18 protein-coding genes and 1 pseudogene are annotated in these 15739 nt (G+C 62.9%); all 19 read left to right on the forward strand.

The window, feature by feature from the left end; translation table 11 throughout:
• Positions 1–4: 4 nt before the first annotated feature.
• Positions 5–427 carry a flagellar export chaperone FliS gene (fliS, locus tag AAF358_09670; GenBank protein ID MEM7705808.1) on the forward strand — a complete coding sequence of 141 codons (423 nt, stop codon included), beginning with the start codon at positions 5–7 and terminating at the stop codon, positions 425–427.
• Positions 424–741, forward strand: a complete 318-nt coding sequence (locus AAF358_09675; protein ID MEM7705809.1) for a hypothetical protein — start codon at positions 424–426, stop codon at positions 739–741. The genes fliS and AAF358_09675 overlap by 4 nt, the downstream gene beginning before the upstream one ends.
• A gap of 286 nt (positions 742–1027) precedes the next feature.
• A complete protein-coding gene (gene fliE / locus AAF358_09680) occupies positions 1028–1366 on the forward strand; it encodes a flagellar hook-basal body complex protein FliE (GenBank protein ID MEM7705810.1) in 339 nt (112 codons plus the stop codon).
• A gap of 69 nt (positions 1367–1435) precedes the next feature.
• Complete coding sequence (gene fliF, locus AAF358_09685; protein ID MEM7705811.1) at positions 1436–3052, forward strand: flagellar basal-body MS-ring/collar protein FliF; 1617 nt, start codon at positions 1436–1438, stop codon at positions 3050–3052.
• Complete coding sequence (fliG, locus tag AAF358_09690) at positions 3031–4056, forward strand: flagellar motor switch protein FliG (protein MEM7705812.1); 1026 nt, start codon at positions 3031–3033, stop codon at positions 4054–4056. The genes fliF and fliG overlap by 22 nt, the downstream gene beginning before the upstream one ends.
• A complete protein-coding gene (locus AAF358_09695) occupies positions 4049–4732 on the forward strand; it encodes a FliH/SctL family protein (GenBank protein ID MEM7705813.1) in 684 nt (227 codons plus the stop codon). Before fliG ends, AAF358_09695 begins: the two co-directional genes overlap by 8 nt.
• Before the next feature lies 1 nt (position 4733).
• The gene (locus tag AAF358_09700) at positions 4734–6080 is read left to right on the forward strand and encodes a FliI/YscN family ATPase (protein ID MEM7705814.1); all 1347 of its coding nucleotides are present in this window, start codon (positions 4734–4736) and stop codon (positions 6078–6080) included.
• Positions 6077–6517, forward strand: a complete 441-nt coding sequence (locus tag AAF358_09705) for a flagellar FliJ family protein (GenBank protein MEM7705815.1) — start codon at positions 6077–6079, stop codon at positions 6515–6517. Before AAF358_09700 ends, AAF358_09705 begins: the two co-directional genes overlap by 4 nt.
• Positions 6514–7929: a flagellar hook-length control protein FliK gene (locus AAF358_09710; GenBank protein ID MEM7705816.1), complete on the forward strand. Its 1416-nt coding sequence runs from the start codon at positions 6514–6516 to the stop codon at positions 7927–7929. The genes AAF358_09705 and AAF358_09710 overlap by 4 nt, the downstream gene beginning before the upstream one ends.
• Before the next feature lie 147 nt (positions 7930–8076).
• Positions 8077–8598 carry a flagellar basal body-associated FliL family protein gene (locus AAF358_09715; protein ID MEM7705817.1) on the forward strand — a complete coding sequence of 174 codons (522 nt, stop codon included), beginning with the start codon at positions 8077–8079 and terminating at the stop codon, positions 8596–8598.
• Position 8599: 1 nt separating this feature from the next.
• Entirely contained in the window at positions 8600–9586 is a 987-nt protein-coding gene (locus AAF358_09720) for a FliM/FliN family flagellar motor switch protein (GenBank protein MEM7705818.1), read from the forward strand.
• 106 nt (positions 9587–9692) lie between these two features.
• Positions 9693–9947: pseudogene (gene fliN / locus AAF358_09725) on the forward strand (flagellar motor switch protein FliN).
• Between the two features lies 1 nt (position 9948).
• Positions 9949–10245, forward strand: a complete 297-nt coding sequence (fliO, locus tag AAF358_09730; GenBank protein ID MEM7705819.1) for a flagellar biosynthetic protein FliO — start codon at positions 9949–9951, stop codon at positions 10243–10245.
• The gene (gene fliP, locus AAF358_09735; protein MEM7705820.1) at positions 10242–11006 is read left to right on the forward strand and encodes a flagellar type III secretion system pore protein FliP; all 765 of its coding nucleotides are present in this window, start codon (positions 10242–10244) and stop codon (positions 11004–11006) included. Before fliO ends, fliP begins: the two co-directional genes overlap by 4 nt.
• Positions 11003–11272: a flagellar biosynthesis protein FliQ gene (gene fliQ / locus AAF358_09740; GenBank protein MEM7705821.1), complete on the forward strand. Its 270-nt coding sequence runs from the start codon at positions 11003–11005 to the stop codon at positions 11270–11272. Before fliP ends, fliQ begins: the two co-directional genes overlap by 4 nt.
• A 5-nt stretch (positions 11273–11277) precedes the next feature.
• Positions 11278–12078, forward strand: coding sequence for a flagellar biosynthetic protein FliR (gene fliR, locus AAF358_09745; GenBank protein MEM7705822.1), 801 nt, complete (start codon positions 11278–11280; stop codon positions 12076–12078).
• Positions 12075–13223 carry a flagellar type III secretion system protein FlhB gene (locus AAF358_09750; GenBank protein ID MEM7705823.1) on the forward strand — a complete coding sequence of 383 codons (1149 nt, stop codon included), beginning with the start codon at positions 12075–12077 and terminating at the stop codon, positions 13221–13223. The genes fliR and AAF358_09750 overlap by 4 nt, the downstream gene beginning before the upstream one ends.
• Entirely contained in the window at positions 13220–15313 is a 2094-nt protein-coding gene (gene flhA / locus AAF358_09755; GenBank protein ID MEM7705824.1) for a flagellar biosynthesis protein FlhA, read from the forward strand. The genes AAF358_09750 and flhA overlap by 4 nt, the downstream gene beginning before the upstream one ends.
• Positions 15310–15739, forward strand: a 430-nt coding sequence (locus AAF358_09760) for a hypothetical protein (GenBank protein MEM7705825.1), incomplete at its 3' end; no start/stop codon positions are given. The genes flhA and AAF358_09760, both read left to right, overlap by 4 nt.

The following is a 15739-nucleotide window of genomic DNA, read 5'->3' on the forward strand; positions in this document are numbered from 1 at the left end:
TGTGATGAATCTTCAATTTGCCCTCGAAAGCTACCGCCAGGCGGGACCCGTCAGCGAAGTGGAAACCGCCAGCCGGTTTCGACTGATCCAGATCCTGATGGAACATACGATGAAGCAGCTCGCCGTTGCCTGCGCGATCACCGACGGCGGTGATGCCGTGAAGCGTCGTGAGGCCCTGGGCAAAGCCATCGACGGCGTCGAAACGCTTCGCCAGAGCCTCAGCGAGGATCACCAGGATGAGGAGCTCGGGCAGCGGCTCGACGCGCTGTACAGCCATATGACAGAGGAACTGGTGCGATCCAATTTGGATATGAGCCCCGGCCGGATCCAGCACGTCCAAACGCTGCTCAGCACGCTGAAATCAGCGTGGGACCAGCTGCCGGCCAACCGTCCGAGCGACGTGAACCTGGATGCCTATTTCTCATGAACTATGAACAGGCACAGGGCCAGCTGATGGCGCTCTCAGGATCGCTGCGAGAAGCCGCCGACCGGCAGCAGTGGCAGCTGGTGTCCGAGCTGCACGGACGACTTCAGCTCCAGCTGCAGGACCTCTTTGGCCAGCCGGAACTGCCGGCGGACGGCCGCCCTGCCCGGCTGCTCAATCATATCCAGCAGCTGAGCGAGGATCTGGCGGTGAGCGTCAAGGAGACCCGCGACATCTGCGCGGCTGAACTCGACCAACGTCGGCGCCGGCGTCGGGGCATGTCCCTCTACCAGGAGACCGCCCAGGAATCAGCCTGACCGTCCGCTGGACCCTCTGCCCGCCAGCCCGGTCTGACCTCCCGCCGGCGCTTAATCCCTTTCGAGTACCAACCTCAGGGGCAATACCCTACTGTTCCCTCATCAGCCAGAATTTTGACCCACGGCTGACAAGTTTCTGACACTTCCCTTCGACGCCCTCCCAGCGCTTCGACAAAAAACCAGCAGCAGCAACACTTTTAACCACTTTTGTGGATCCGACCATTTTCGGCACGGTACTTGCTCTAATTCCTGCGTTAGCGGTTTAACTCAAGGAAATACGAGCGCCATGACTCCGGTCGACAACCAGGCAATCAGCAGCGTGCTGGCCCAGATGCGGCAGGTGGCCCAAGGCGGTCTGGTCCAGAACGCGCCCAGCGTCACCCCACAGCAGGAGGTTGCACCGAGCGATTTCGCGCAGATGGTGAATGGGGCGTTAGAAGGCGTATCGCGGGTCCAGGCTGAAGCCGGCGCCAAGGCCGACGCCTTCGAGCGCGGCGACCCGAACGCCAATCTTGCCGAGGTCATGGTCGCGCTGGAAAAGGCCAGCGTCTCGTTCGAAGGAGTTACGCAGGTTCGCAATCGACTGGTAGCGGCCTACCAGGAAATCATGAATATGCCGGTCTAAGCCGGAAGTCGGACTGAAGCGAGCCCTCAATGACACGCCAGAAGCAAAGTAAAGGAGTGACCTGACATCATGGCGGAGAGTGATTCCCTGGCGGTGGCCAACGCCGACAGCAACAGCCTGGCTGCAGCCTGGAGCGGGTTCGAACGCCTGCCCGGGCTGCGCCAGGCTGCGCTGATTGTGCTGCTGGCCGGTTCCCTGGCGCTGGCCGGTGCTGGGGTGCTGTGGAGCCAGCAGCCGGATTACACCCTGCTGCTGGGCAACGTTCCCGACTCGCAGAAAGCGGAAGTGATCGACGCGCTGAGTCGAAACGGCATCAAGCACCGGCTCGACCTCGGCAGCGGCAGCATTCTGGTGCCGCAGGCGGACGTGCACACCGCGCGCCTGCGCCTGGCGGCGGACAACCTGCTGAACAACAGCGCCGGCGGCACCGGCTACGAGCTGCTCGATCAGGATGTCGGGTTCACGATGACTCAGCGCAGCGAAGACTCCCGCCACCAGCGTGCCCTCGAAGGTGAGCTGGCGCGTTCAATTAATTCCCTCAGCATGGTCCAGTCGGCGCGGGTCCACATGGCCCTGGCGCGGCCCAGCGCGTTTTTGCGCGACCGGCGCCAGTCTTCCGCCTCAGTCATTGTGCACCTTTACGACGGCAAGAGCCTAAGCGAGCGCGACGTGCGGGGCATTGTCCACGTGGTGGCCGCCAGCGTTGCCGATATGGAACCGGCGCGGGTCACAGTTGTTGACCAGAACGGCCGCCTGCTGACCAAAGACGTGGAGCAGGAGGAGTTCTCCAGCGACAGCGAGCGCCTCGACTACACCCAGCGGCTCGAACAGCGCTACATGGACCGCATCCTCGACATCGTTACCCCTGTGATCGGTTCCAACGGCGTACATGCCCAGGTAGTTGCGGAGGTGGACTTTACCCGCAGCGAACAGACCGAGGAACGGTTCGATCCGGAAACCATCGCGCTGCGCAGTGAACAAACCAATGAATCCACCACCAGCGAGATGGAAGCTCAAGGGATTCCCGGTGCGCTGAGCAACCAGCCGCCGCCGGCCGCCGAGATTGGCGCCGACGACCCGGCGGCACAGAACCCGGCTACCCCAACCCAATCGAACAAGACGGCGAATCGAAACTTCGAGGTGGATCGTCAGGTCAGCCACACGCAGTACGCCCCTGGCGGCCTGCAGCGTTTGTCGGTTGCCGTAGTGGTTGACCACATGCGCAGCATCGACGAAGAGGGTGCCGTCACCCTGACGCCACGATCCGAGGATGAAATGGCGCGGATTCAGGCGCTCGTCGAGAAAGCGGTCGGCTTTGACGCGCAGCGCGGCGACACGGTGGAGGTTGCCAACGTCGCCTTTTATCAGCCGCCGGAGGCTGAGCCCGCGGTCGCGGCCCCGATCTGGGAACAGCCGTGGCTGTGGCAGATGGGGAAGCAGTTGCTGGCGCCTCTCGGCGTGGTGCTGCTCCTCCTGACGATCTTCCGGCCAACCTTCCGGAACCTGTCCACGGCTCCAGCTCTGCCCGAGCCGAAGCCCATCGAGACCGCCGAAGACCAAAACGCGCTGGCCCATCTGGACTCCAACCAGATGAACCAGATGGTCGGCCAGTCGCGGAGCATCGTGGCCGAGGATCCGGCCCGCGCGGCGCAGGTGGTATCTGAGTGGCTGGCCGACCCGGCATGAGCGAAGAGCTGACAGGCCCCAAACGCGCTGCCGTCCTGCTGATGTCCATCGGCGAGGAGGCCGCGTCGCGGATCCTGAAGCATATCGACAGCAAAGAGGTACAGCTGGTCAGCCAAGCCATCGGGGAACTGGAAAAAGTCTCCTGGCAGAACGTTCAGGAGGTGAACACCGGGTTTCAGGAGGAAGTGGCAGAGGAAACCGCCTTCCGGATCAAAGCCCCGGACTTCACGCGAAAGATGCTCACCGACTCGCTCGGCGAAGAACAGGCCAACGTGGTCCTGGACCGCATCGGCAACAACGGCCGGTCGGCCCGGATCGAAGCCCTGCGCTGGATCGATCCAAAAGATCTGGCGGACATGATCAAGCTGGAAAACCCTCAGGTCATCGCCACGGTGCTTGCCCTGATCGATCCGGAGGACTGCGGCGAAGTGGTCTCGGAGCTCGATCCGGAAATCGCTAAGGAAGCCGTCGGACGGATCGCTCGAATCAAGGAGGTTCCCCCGTCAGCGATGGCACATCTTAAAGACATGCTGGACGAGAAAGGTCTGGCGACCAGCGGCGGCATGGGTTCGGCAATCGAGCTGAAGGGAATCAACCACGCCGCCGATATTATCAATAGCGTCGACTCCGAGCTGGAGGAGATGCTGATGGAATCGCTGCGTGAAGACGACGCCGACCTGGCCGAACAGGTGGAGAACCTCCTGTTCGTGTTCGAGAACCTGAACTCGCTGGACGACCGCGGGTTCCAGAAGCTGCTGCGCGAGGTTCCTCAGGACCTGATGATTCCGGCCCTGAAGGGTGTTGCACCGGCGCTGCGGGAACGTTTCTTCGGCAACATGTCGAAGCGTGCAGCAGAGATGCTGCGTGATGATTTGGAGGTCTCTGGCCCGATGAAGGTCAGCGACGTGGAAGTTGCACAAAAGGAAATCCTGACCGTGGCCATGCGGCTGGCGGATGAGGGCACCATCAACCTGGGTGGTAAAGGAGCTGAGGAATATGTTTAAGGAACTCCGGGTGAGCCAGATCATGCCCGTTGGGCAATACGATGCGGCGAACTCAGCCCCCATTCCGTTGACGCAGCTCGCGTCGGGCTCGAGCTTTAAGACCGTACCGATCGGCCGAACGCCCTGGCCATCGTCCGACGATTTGAAGGTTCTGTTCGATAAGGCTGAACAGGAGGGTTACGCCCTGGGACTGCAAAAAGCCAAGGAACAGGTGGAGGGTGAACGCCGGCGGGACGCCGTTGCGGTACGCCACCTCCTTGAAGGCCTGACCCGCCCCTACGAAGACATTAACGAGCAGCTGCTCGCGACGCTTGTGGAGCTGGCGCTGCAAACCGGTGCGGCGCTGGCACGCCGGGAGCTGACCGCCGATCCGCAGGCGCTGCAGGCCGTGATCACCGAGGCGCTTGGAGCTCTGCCTCAACCGGAGGACGCCGCAGAGTTAAGCCTTCATCCTGAAGACGCAGCGCTCGTTGAGCAACAGCTGAAGCTCGAGCTGCCGGGTCTGACGATTGTCCCCGATTCCTCGCTGCAGCGCGGCGACTGTGAGCTGCGGGCCGGCGCCAGCACCGTCGATGCAAGGCTCCAGACAAGGCTTGAAAAGCTGCTGGAATCTACCCTCGGTCAATCGGCGCCAAGGCGTTCGACCCGGGACAACCCGTCACAGAGCCAACCCTGACATGCTGCAGACCCGCACCGTCGACCAGTGGCTGGACCAGCTCAACGCCTGTCGTGCCGGCCTTAACGGGGTCAACACGTTCAGCGTCAGCGGTCGCCTGCGGCGCTCGGTGGGGATGACGCTGGAGGCGGAGGGTATCCACGTACCCATCGGCGTTCGCTGCCGCATCCTGAATCCGGGGCTGGATATCGAAGCGGAGGTCGTCGGCTTTGACAACGACCGCACTTTCCTCATTCCGCTGGCCGACAGCCAGGGCATCCGGCCCGGCGCCCGGGTGGTGCCGGTGCTGACCGAAGCACGCACCGCGGTGGGCGAGCGCCTGCTGGGCCGGGTTATCGACGGTCTGGGCCGGCCGCTGGACGGCCGGGGTGAGCTCCGCGCCGAGGAATGGGTAACGCCCTCCGAAAGCGCGGATAACCCGCTGGAGCGAGCCCCGGTCAATCGACCGCTAGACGTCGGCGTGCAGTCGATCAATACATTTACCACCATCGGCCAGGGCCAGCGAATCGGACTGTTTGCTGGCAGTGGCGTCGGCAAAAGCGTCCTGCTGGGCATGGTCACGCGTTTTACGTCCGCAGACGTTGTGGTGGTTGGCCTGATCGGCGAACGAGGCCGCGAAGTGCAGGAGTTTATCCACAACATCTTGGGGCCGCAGGCCCAGGCGCGGTCGGTGATTGTCGCCAGTCCGGCTGATACAAGCCCGGTGCACCGTATTCATGCCGCCGAACGCGCGACCACCATCGCTCGGCATTTTCGGGATCAGGGCAAGAACGTGCTGCTGCTGATGGACTCGCTGACGCGCTACGCGCAGGCCCACCGCGAGATTGCGCTGGCGGTCGGTGAACCGCCGGCAACCAAAGGTTACACCGCCTCGGTCTTCGCCCGGCTTTCCGAACTCGTCGAACGGGCGGGCAACGGTCCCGGCGAAGGCTCACTGACCGCCGTTTATACGGTGCTCGTAGACGGAGACGACCATAATGATCCGGTGGCCGACAGCGCTCGATCGTTTCTGGATGGCCACATTGTGCTCAGCCGCGCCCTGGCCGAGGCCGGGATCTATCCGGCGCTCGACGTCGAGCGCTCGATCAGCCGGGTCATGCCGGCGGTCACCAGCGGTGAACACCGCCGCCTAACGGCCCGGTTTCTTCGCCTGTACGCCACCTACGAACAGAACAAAGACCTGATTACGGTTGGCGCCTATTCCGCTGGCAGCGACCCGCTGGTTGATGAGGCCATCGCTCGGCGACCGGAAATGCTGGAGTTCCTTCGCCAGGAGATGGAAGCCAACGTCAGCTTCGATGATGGTTTGGCAGCGCTCAGCGCCCTATTTCCGGAGGCCGAAGAATGAATCGCACCAAGCGCATACAGCGGATCGTCGAACTCAAAAAGCTCGAAGAAATGCTGGCGGCGCGCGAGGTCCAGCATGCGCAGCAGCAGCTGGCCCGAGGACAGCAGGTTCACGAAGAGCTGCTGAACTACAACCAGCATTACGAGAATCTCGGCCAGCGTGAGGGGGCTCGCAAAGACGCGGCGTCCTGGAGCCGGCAGCGGCAGTTCTCGGAACAGCTCGGCAAGGCGATTACCCAGCAGCGCGACGCAATCACGCGGCAATCGCAGGAACTTGAGCTCAATCGAATGAACTGGCGCGAAAAGCGGTCACGCTCACTGGCGACCGAAGCGCTTCTGGAAAAGGTTCAGCAGGTAGAGAACCAACGCCTGGAACGCACCAGCGCCAAAGAGCATGACGAACTTGCCCAGCACAACCTGAGGTACCGAACCCCATGAGCGAAAGCCTTGCCCAGAACGTCCCGGCCCTGGCCGATTTTTTTGCCGGCCGCGCTGCCGCCGCAGGCGCGTCGTCACAGTCCCAGGCCGGACCCAAGCAGAGCGAATCATCGACGGGCTTCTCCGATCTGCTCACCAACAAGCCCCGCACCCTGCCCGGGGACGAAGCTTCCGGCGGTGGTGTCCTGATCGCGGAGGTTGACCCTCAGCAGCCGGTCCTCGTGACGCCATTTTGGCCGGGAACCAGTGGTGGGCAACCCATGGCCCCGCCATCGGTGACGGGGCATGCCGAGCGCATCGCCGTCGACAACCGATTGATCAACGGCTTGGCCAACGGAACGCTCGTGTCGGCGGGCGAAAACGGCCCGCGGATCGAAACCCTTGCAACCAATTTTCGAAGCCTCCCCAGCGAAGCAGGGACGGCCATTCAGGGCCCAGGGACGGGCCAGGCGCCAGCGACTGGCCCAACTCTGGGCGCCGGGGACGACGCTTCGCCTTTGCTGCTGACCACGCTAAGCGCTGAGGCAGGCCAGCCAAAACCGCTGGTCGAGGAAACAACTCTGCCGCTGCCGGGCAGCCTGACGCGGTCAACGACGGCGGCCTCGGTTCAACCTGCCGTGCCGACGAATGCCGGGCCCGGCGGCAGCTCGGAGAAACCGGGTCGCACGGGTCCACTCATCGACAGCCAAAGCGGCAGCGGCCTGCTGGCGAATCAGACCCATTCGACCACCACCCAGACATCGGTCAAGGCCCCGGAGGGGCAGCCCCTCGCGGGTTTTCAGCCGAACGCGTCTGCATCCCTGTTCGCCGCAACGACGCTGGGGGCGGCATCGGCGATCGGCGACGGCCTGTTTACGCTACGACGCGGCGCCGTTGAGCTCACCGGCAACCCGCCGCCCGCGCCGGCTTCCAGCGTAAACCCGACGGCGACGCCGGCGGTCAATACGGCACCCGCCGAGCTGAGCACCGCCCTGTCGACAGACCGCAGCAACGTTCAAACGACGCCGGTCGTCCAGGTGGCCGACCAGGTGAAGATGATGGTCAAGGGGGAGCAGCGCGAAGCCCAGCTCCAGCTCCATCCCCGCGAACTCGGCGCGGTCAACATCCGCATCGCGCTGAATGCTGACCAGGCGAGCGTGTCCATCGAGGCCAGCAATCCGGACCTGTACCGCGAACTCTCCAGCGCCCTGCCCAGGCTGCGGCAGCTGTTTATGGAAGAAGGTATGGGGATGGCCCAGCTTGCTCTGGATATGGGCCAGTCGCAGCAGCAGGAGCAGCAAGCGCTCGCTCAGGAAGCCCAACTTACCGGCCCGTCCACTCCTGAGCAGAGCCCCAATGCTGTCGAGGCTGCTGCGCCGGTCATTGTTAGAAAGAACCCCGACGACGAGCGTTCGCTGGACCTCTACGCTTAAGGGGCTGCGGCCCCGCTGACGGAGTATTGACTCCCGTCGTCATTATTCCGACACCCGCCAGGAAAACTACATAAAAATCATGTAGTTAAGTTTTGGCATCATATTTGCTTTTCTGTTCTCACAAAAGATTTACCTGAGGACAGAAACATGCCGGACCAAGCCATCGAACTCGACAGCGGCGCCGCACCACCCGCCGCAGGCCCGGGCAAGCTGCTGACCATCTTAGTCGGCGCCAACCTTCTGATCACGGTCGCCATGGTCGCCATGCTGGTGCTCAAGGTCGGCCCGTTCGACCTGACGCCGCCGATGGAAGGTGAGGAAATGGCTGAAGAGATGGAGGAGGAACTGCCGCCTCCCATCTACGAATCCATGGACAAGCCGGTAGTGGTCAACTTCCGCTCCGGCAACAAGGAACGCTACCTGCAGCTGGTCGCTCAGTTTCTCACCCGCTCAGACGAGACGGTGCTGGAGATCCGCAACCACATGCCGGCGATTGTTGACGGCATCTACCGTCAGCTCGGCCAAACCCAGTTCGGTGAGCTGCAGACGCTGGAAGGCCGCGAGGCGCTGCGGATGAGCGTGCTTAAGCTCACTCAGGAGATCCTCGAGAAACACACCGGCGAGCCGGGCGTCGAAGAAGTCTTTTTCACCACGTTCGTGTTTCAGTGACATGAGCAGCGAGGAAATCCTCAGCCAGGAAGAGATCGACGCGCTGCTCGACAAAGCCGACTCCGTCGCTAAGAAAAAGATTCGGGACGGCTTAACGGACGAGGTCAGCAGCTACGATATCTTCAATCCGCCGGCGATTAAGACCAGCGGACTGCCGGACGTTGAGCCACTTGTCGACCGCCTGATCGAGCGGCTGCCTCCCAGCCTCGAGCCACCGCTGTCCAAAATCTGTTCGGTGGTCAGCGGTCCCCAGCCCGAGCTGATGGAATACAGCGAATTTCGGCAAACCATCGAAAGCCCAACCGCCATGCTCAGCATCGCCTTACGCCAGGCCCAAGAAGGCCTCCTGGTGACCGTTTGCCGAAACGCCGCCCAGTCCATGGTCGGAGCGCTTTTCGGTGGCAGCGGCAAGCCAACCAATCGCGACTATCTTTCCCGGATCGAGCACCGGATTTCCCAGAAATTTCTGGAAACGGTGATGGCCGTGCTGGGTCGTAGGGAGGGCACGGGTGTTGAGGCTCGGTTCGACTTTCAAACCAACCCGGTTGCCCTGCCCGGCCCGTCCGACGAAACCACGCTAGCGGTTCTGCGGCTGAACCTGGCCATCGGCGACGGCGGCGGCGAGCTTTGCCTGGCAGCTGCACCGGAGGTCTTCAGCGATCTCCTCGGCAAGCCGGCCGATCCCGGCACATCCGACGAAGCCTGGAAGGAGCAGATCGCCTACGCCACCACCGAGGCTCGCGTCACGCTGTCCGCCCGAGCCGCTGAGGTATCGCTCGGCATCGGTGACCTGCTACGGGTGGCCCCTGGCGACTTCATTCCGGTTGATATCGATCAAAACGTGGTCCTGTGTGCCAACGGCCAGCCGCTGCTGCGAGGCCTGCTGGGCGTCTCGGGATCCATGAACGCCGTCCACATCCTGGGTCCGGTGGCCAAACCGTCCAACGACATTCCACGCCTTGAACAAAGAGCAAACCCTCATGAGTAACGACCAGACCACGGAAGCCGGCCCCGACGAGGGTGCGGAGAACATGCCACCCCCGCAGCCGGACCTGCCCGATATCGGCACCACCCGGGATGCGGTGTCCCTCGACAATCTCGAGCTTATCCTCGACGTTAACGTCACCCTGTCGGTACAGGTCGGCACCACCCGGATCGCGATTCGGGACCTCCTGCAGATGAGTCAGGGTTCGGTCCTCGAACTCGACCAGCCGGCGGGTATGCCCATGGACGTGCTGGTCAACGGCACCCCAATTGCCCACGGTGAGGTGGTGATGGTGAACGACCGGGTGGGAATCCGGCTCACCGATGTCATCAGCCCCCGGGAACGTATCCGGAGCATCAACTGACGTGAACGTCACGGAGATGCTGCCGCAGCTGTTGAGCGCCCTTCTGCTTGTGTTGGGCCTGATGGGCGCACTGGCCTGGCTGGCGCGGCGGATGCGACTGCCCCACCTGGCCGGCAACCGGGAGTCGGCGCTGCAGCTACGCAGTTCCATGAACCTGGGGCAGCGGGAAAAGCTTGTGGTGGTTCAGTTTGAGGGTGAGCAGATCCTGCTTGGCGTGACGGCCAGCTCGATCAACCGCTTGGCCAGCACGCCCGCAGGACCGGCGGCCGTGGAGATCAAGCCGGAGGCAGCGGCGTGAATCTCTCCCGAATCTTGAGCCTTCTTGGGCTGTTGATCCTGACGACCGGCACCGCTTTCGGTCAGGCTGAGCCTGGTCTACCCGCGGTGGTCGCCTCACCCGCCGAGGGTGGCACCACGGAGTATTCGGTCACCCTGCAGCTGCTGCTGATGATGACCGCGCTGACGCTCCTGCCGTCGGCACTGATCATGCTCACGCCGTTTACCCGCATCATCATCATCCTCGCGATTCTTCGCCAGGGTATTGGCCTTGCGCAGACGCCCAACAATCAGATTCTGATCGGGTTGGCGCTATTCATCACAGTATTTGTGATGGCGCCGGTGTTAAGCGAGATCAACAGCAATGCGCTGTCGCCGTATCTCGACCAGGAAATCTCTTTTCAGGAGGCCCTGGCCGCCGGCCGTGAACCGGTGCGGCTGTTTATGCAGGATCAGGTGCGCGAAGCGGACGTGGAACTCTTTTCTCGCATGCGCGGGCCGCTGCCGGTGTCTGCGGATACGCCGATACCGATGAGCGTACTAATTCCGGCCTACATCACCAGCGAACTCAAGACCGCCTTTCAGATCGGCTTTCTGCTCCTGCTCCCCTTTCTGGTCATCGACCTGGTAGTGGCCAGCGTCCTGATGTCCATGGGGATGGTCATGCTGTCCCCGCTGGTGATCTCCCTGCCCTTCAAGCTGATGCTGTTTGTGATGGTCGACGGCTGGACCCTGATCCTTGGCACCCTAGCCTCCAGCTTCCTGCTCGGAGGCCCGCCGTGACGCCCGAGACCCTGGTCGACGTGGGCCGTCACGCGCTGGTGACGACCATGCTGGTGGCCTCGCCGATCCTGCTGGTGGCACTCTGTGTCGGCCTGGCGATCGGCGTGCTCCAGGCTGCAACCCAGATTCAGGAGATGACCCTGAGCTTCATCCCGAAGCTGTTCGCCGTGCTGGTGACCACCGCCGTCATGGGGCACTGGATGCTGACCGTCCTGGTTGAGTACATGCGCCAGCTGGTCACGAGCATCCCGACACTGCTGGGATGATATCGATGCCGCTCATCCTGCCCTTCGACCTGGCCGCGCTGAATCTCGAAGGGCTTGTCGTGACCTACCTGCTGGCGTTGACGCGGGTCAGCGCCCTGCTGATGGCAACGCCGGTTTTTCGTTCCACCGGCGTGCCCTCACGAATCCGGCTGTTGCTGGCGGTCACCGTGGCCGCGCTGACCGTCGGCACCCTGCCCCCCGGCTATGAAGTCCCCACCTTCGGCTTTAGTCTCATCCCGATCGCCCTGTGGGAGATGGCGCTCGGCCTGGCCATGGGGCTGTGTATCCAGATGGTGTTCGCCGCTCTCACGATTGCGGGCGAATGTGTTGCGGTTGGCATGGGCCTGGGTTTTGCCACGATTGTTGACCCCCAGAACGGCGCCTCGGTGCCGACCATGAGTCAACAGTTTGTGCTGCTCGGCACGATGTTGTTTGTTGCCATCAACGGCCACCTGGTGGCGCTCAACATGGTTCACGACAGCTTTGTGATGCTCCCACCGGGTAGCCAGGGCAACCTGAGCGGGGGCGCAACGCCGCTGCTGGAGTGGGCCATGGCCATGTACGCCAACGCCCTGCGCCTGGCGCTGCCCGTGATTGCCGCCATGCTCCTGACCAACCTGGCCTTTGGCGTGATCACACGGGCCGCCCCTCAGCTCAACGTTTTTGCCGTGGGATTTCCGCTGATGATGCTGATCGGCATGGCGGCCGTCATGATCAACATCGGGACGCTGCTGGACGCCACCGCCAGTCTGTTTGAACAGGCATTTGAGGCGGCCGGCAAGCTGTTTTCGGGAGCTCAAGGATGAGCGAACAAAACGACAATTCCCAGGAACGTAATCTACCCCCAACACCCAAACGCCTGGCGGACGCGCGCAAGAAGGGACAGGTCGCTCGTTCCCGGGAGCTCAATACGCTGCTGATCACCCTCGGCGGCGGCGGGATCATCTGGCTGTTTGGCCCCAGCGCCATCCAGCAGATTGCCAGCTATTCCAGCAACCTCTTTGTCTGGGCCAGCGGTAGCGCGCTTCGCCAGGGTCTGACCGAGGGTCCCGCACAGTTCAGCGAGGCCATGGCCGTGGCGCGCGACTCAGCGCTCAGCGCCGTGCTGCCGATCCTGGTGGGTCTGACCGTCCTTGCGCTCGCCGGACCCCTGATGACCGGCGGGATGATTTTCCGCCTTGCCGGCGCCGCGCCCAAGGCCTCCAACATCAACCCTGGAAAAGGCCTGAAGCGCATGTTCAGCGTGCGGGCCCTGGTCGAGCTGGGCAAAGCCATCTTAAAGTTTGTCCTCGTCGGCGCCGTCGGCATCGTCGCGTTTCGCTTCATGTCGGCCGATCTGATGATGCTGGGCCGGCAGGACATCTCGCAGGCCCTCGAAAGCACCGGCGGCATGCTCCTGGGCTTTTTTCTGATTGTCTGCCTGTCCCTGCTGGTCATCGCGGCCATCGACGTGCCGTTTCAGCTCTTCCAGCACTTCAAGAAGCTGAAGATGAGCCATCAGGAGCTCCGCGATGAGCACAAAGACACGGAAGGCCGACCGGAGGTCAAGCAGCGGATCCGCTCGCTGCAGATGCAGGCCGCTACCCGGCGCCTGGAGCAGGCGCTCGAGGAGGCGACCGTGGTGGTCACCAACCCGACCCACTACGCGGTGGCCCTCAAGTATGACGAAGGACTTCCGGCTCCAGTTGTCCTGGCGCGGGGCGCGGGCGTCATCGCTGAACAGATTCGGACCCTCGCCGCCGAACGCAGGCTGCCCGTGGTTTCCGCACCGCCCCTGGCGCGATCCTTGTTCTTCTCGGTGAAGGAGGGAGAGATGGTGCCGGCAGAGCTGTTCCGCGTGGTCGCGAAGGTCATCATCTACGTGATGCAGCTGGCGGAAACGCCCGGACTGCGGCCGCCGAAGATCAGTGACGAAGACATCCCCGAGAAGCTCAGGCGTGAGGCTCGATGAACGCGCTCACCCAGGTCCGATCCTTTATTGCTCAGGGAGTCGCCATCCCGGTCGCGCTCATCACGATTATGGTCCTGATGGTGGTGCCGGTTCCCACGCTGGTGCTGGACCTGCTGTTCACGTTCAACATCGCGCTCGGTCTGCTGGTGCTGATGATCACCGTCTACTCAACGAGGCCCCTCGATTTTGGGGTTTTCCCCAGCCTGCTGCTGATCGCCACGCTGCTGCGCTTGAGCCTCAATATTGCCTCAACCCGAATCGTCCTGATGAACGGGCACAACGGCGACGCGGCGGCCGGCCAGGTGATTCAAGCGTTTGGCAACTTTGTCGCCGGGGGCAACTACACCGTCGGCTTTGTCGTGTTTGTGATTCTCGTCCTGATCAACTTTGTCGTGGTGACCAAAGGCGCCGGAAGGGTCTCAGAGGTCAGCGCCCGCTTTACCCTCGACGCCATGCCCGGCAAACAGATGGCGATCGACGCCGATCTGAACGCCGGCCTCCTCGACCAGGAACAGGCGCGCGCCCGTCGCCAGGAGATCGCTCAGGAGGCGGATTTCTACGGCTCGATGGACGGTGCCAGCAAATTTGTCCGGGGCGACGCGATCGCGGGCGTGTTCATCCTGCTGATCAATCTGATTGGCGGCATTGTGATCGGCGCGACGACCCATGATTTAGACCTGGGAACCGCGCTGCAGCGCTACGGGCTGTTGACGATCGGAGACGGCCTCGCCGCCCAGCTCCCTTCCCTGCTGCTGTCGACCGCCACCGCCATCCTGGTCACCCGCGCGTCGGCCCCGTCGTCCATGGGCGAGCAGTTCTCCAACCAGGTCCTCGGCAGCAGCCAGTCCATGTTTGTTGTGGCCGGCATCCTGGCGATTCTCGGTCTGATCCCCGGCATGCCGACCATGGTCTTCCTGGTCCTGGCCCTGGCGGTCTGTGGAGCCGCGTGGCAGACCCGCCGACAGCGCGCGCGCCAGGCCCTCGAAGCGGAAAAAGCGTCAGAACCGGAACCCTTACCGCCGGCTGAACTGAGCTGGGACGACATCGAGCGCCCCGACATCCTCGGTATCGAGGTGGGCTACAAGCTGATACCCCTGCTGGACAGCGGCAAGGGTGGACCGCTGCTGTCCCGTATCAAGGGCATTCGAAAGAAGCTCTCCAAGGAGCTTGGCTTTCTCATCCAGCCGGTGCACATACGCGACAACCTCGAGCTGGCGCCCTCAGCTTATCGGGTGCGCGTCCTCGGCGTGCCGGTCGCCGAAGCGGAGATCATTCACGACCGCCACTTTGCCATCAATCCCGGCGACGCCACGCTCCCGATTGAAGGGGTGGCGGCTCGCGATCCAGCCTTCAACCTCGACGGCTATTGGATCGACGCTAGCCGCGTCCAGGAGGTTCAGGCGCTTGGCTACACCGTCGTGGATGCCCCCACCGTCATCGCCACGCATCTCAGCCGCATCATCTTCGATCACGCGTCGAACCTCATGGGTTTTGAAGAGGCCCAGATGCTGCTCGACCGATTGGCTGAGCATGCGCCGAAACTCGCCGAAGATCTGGTCCCCGGTGCCCTGCCGATGTTTGTGGTGGTGAAGGTGCTGAAGAACCTTCTGGCGGAGCGGGTGGCGATCAAGGACATGCGGACCATCGCCGAAGCTTTGACGGAAAACGCGCCCAGCAGTCAAGATCCCGGCGCTTTGACTGAAGCCGTCCGCGCCGCATTGGGCCGTGCCATCTGCCAAAAAATCAATGGTTTGGAACCTGAACTTGATCTAATTACTCTCGAAACAAATCTGGAACGGATCTTGCTTGAGTCAATAACAGGTGGTGCCGCGGGTAGCGCTGCACCAGAACCGGAACTGACTGAGAAGCTGCAAACCATGATTCGATCCGCCGCCGAAAACCAGGAGCGCAAGGGCCAACCCGCGGTCCTGGTGGTGTCTCCAGCCCTGCGCCAGTGGATGTCGCGACTGCTGAGACCCGTGATGCCCAGCCTGCATGTGCTGTCCTTCCAGGAAATTCCGGACGATAAGCGGATCCGCATCGTGACCAATATCGGCTCTGCGCAGGCGGCGCTGGGGGCTGGCGCATGAAGCTGAAACGGTATTTTGGCCCAGACGCCCGCACCGTCATGCGGCAAATCAAGCGTGAGCAGGGAGGCGATGCGATCATCATCTCCTGCAACGCCGCCGGCGACGGTACCGAAATCGTCACGCAGATTAAGGACGGCCCGGATCCGGCGCAGGCTGCCGCCAACGCCGTGATGAGCGCTGCACCGGCTCCGTCTGGCGGGAACGACCTCGCCCTGGCGGAGATGGAGTCTATGCGTCGCGAGCTACGCAGCATGCACGGCCTGCTCGATGAGAGCCTGTCCCAGCTGGCCGGTCGAGATCTAGCTCAGCGTGAGCCGATTGCCGCCGCCTGTTCCGGGTATCTAACCAGCTGCGGTATCAGCCGGAGCGTCAGCGAGAGTCTGCTCAAGAACCTTGAGGAAGGCGGCATACGGGCAACCTGGCACG

It is taken from the genome of Pseudomonadota bacterium (assembly GCA_039033415.1).
Taxonomy (GTDB): Bacteria; Pseudomonadota; Gammaproteobacteria; order Xanthomonadales; family SZUA-38; genus JANQOZ01.

What these genes read in the sequence shown, in the direction of transcription:
- fliS (MEM7705808.1), top strand. Translation starts at nt 5, where the DNA reads ATGAATCTTCAATTTGCCCTCGAAAGCTACCGCCAGGCGGGACCCGTC.
- AAF358_09675 (MEM7705809.1), top strand. Translation starts at nt 424, where the DNA reads ATGAACTATGAACAGGCACAGGGCCAGCTGATGGCGCTCTCAGGATCG.
- fliE (MEM7705810.1), top strand. Translation starts at nt 1,028, where the DNA reads ATGACTCCGGTCGACAACCAGGCAATCAGCAGCGTGCTGGCCCAGATG.
- fliF (MEM7705811.1), top strand. Translation starts at nt 1,436, where the DNA reads ATGGCGGAGAGTGATTCCCTGGCGGTGGCCAACGCCGACAGCAACAGC.
- AAF358_09695 (MEM7705813.1), top strand. Translation starts at nt 4,049, where the DNA reads ATGTTTAAGGAACTCCGGGTGAGCCAGATCATGCCCGTTGGGCAATAC.
- AAF358_09700 (MEM7705814.1), top strand. Translation starts at nt 4,734, where the DNA reads ATGCTGCAGACCCGCACCGTCGACCAGTGGCTGGACCAGCTCAACGCC.
- AAF358_09705 (MEM7705815.1), top strand. Translation starts at nt 6,077, where the DNA reads ATGAATCGCACCAAGCGCATACAGCGGATCGTCGAACTCAAAAAGCTC.
- AAF358_09710 (MEM7705816.1), top strand. Translation starts at nt 6,514, where the DNA reads ATGAGCGAAAGCCTTGCCCAGAACGTCCCGGCCCTGGCCGATTTTTTT.
- AAF358_09715 (MEM7705817.1), top strand. Translation starts at nt 8,077, where the DNA reads ATGCCGGACCAAGCCATCGAACTCGACAGCGGCGCCGCACCACCCGCC.
- AAF358_09720 (MEM7705818.1), top strand. Translation starts at nt 8,600, where the DNA reads ATGAGCAGCGAGGAAATCCTCAGCCAGGAAGAGATCGACGCGCTGCTC.
- fliR (MEM7705822.1), top strand. Translation starts at nt 11,278, where the DNA reads ATGCCGCTCATCCTGCCCTTCGACCTGGCCGCGCTGAATCTCGAAGGG.
- AAF358_09750 (MEM7705823.1), top strand. Translation starts at nt 12,075, where the DNA reads ATGAGCGAACAAAACGACAATTCCCAGGAACGTAATCTACCCCCAACA.
- flhA (MEM7705824.1), top strand. Translation starts at nt 13,220, where the DNA reads ATGAACGCGCTCACCCAGGTCCGATCCTTTATTGCTCAGGGAGTCGCC.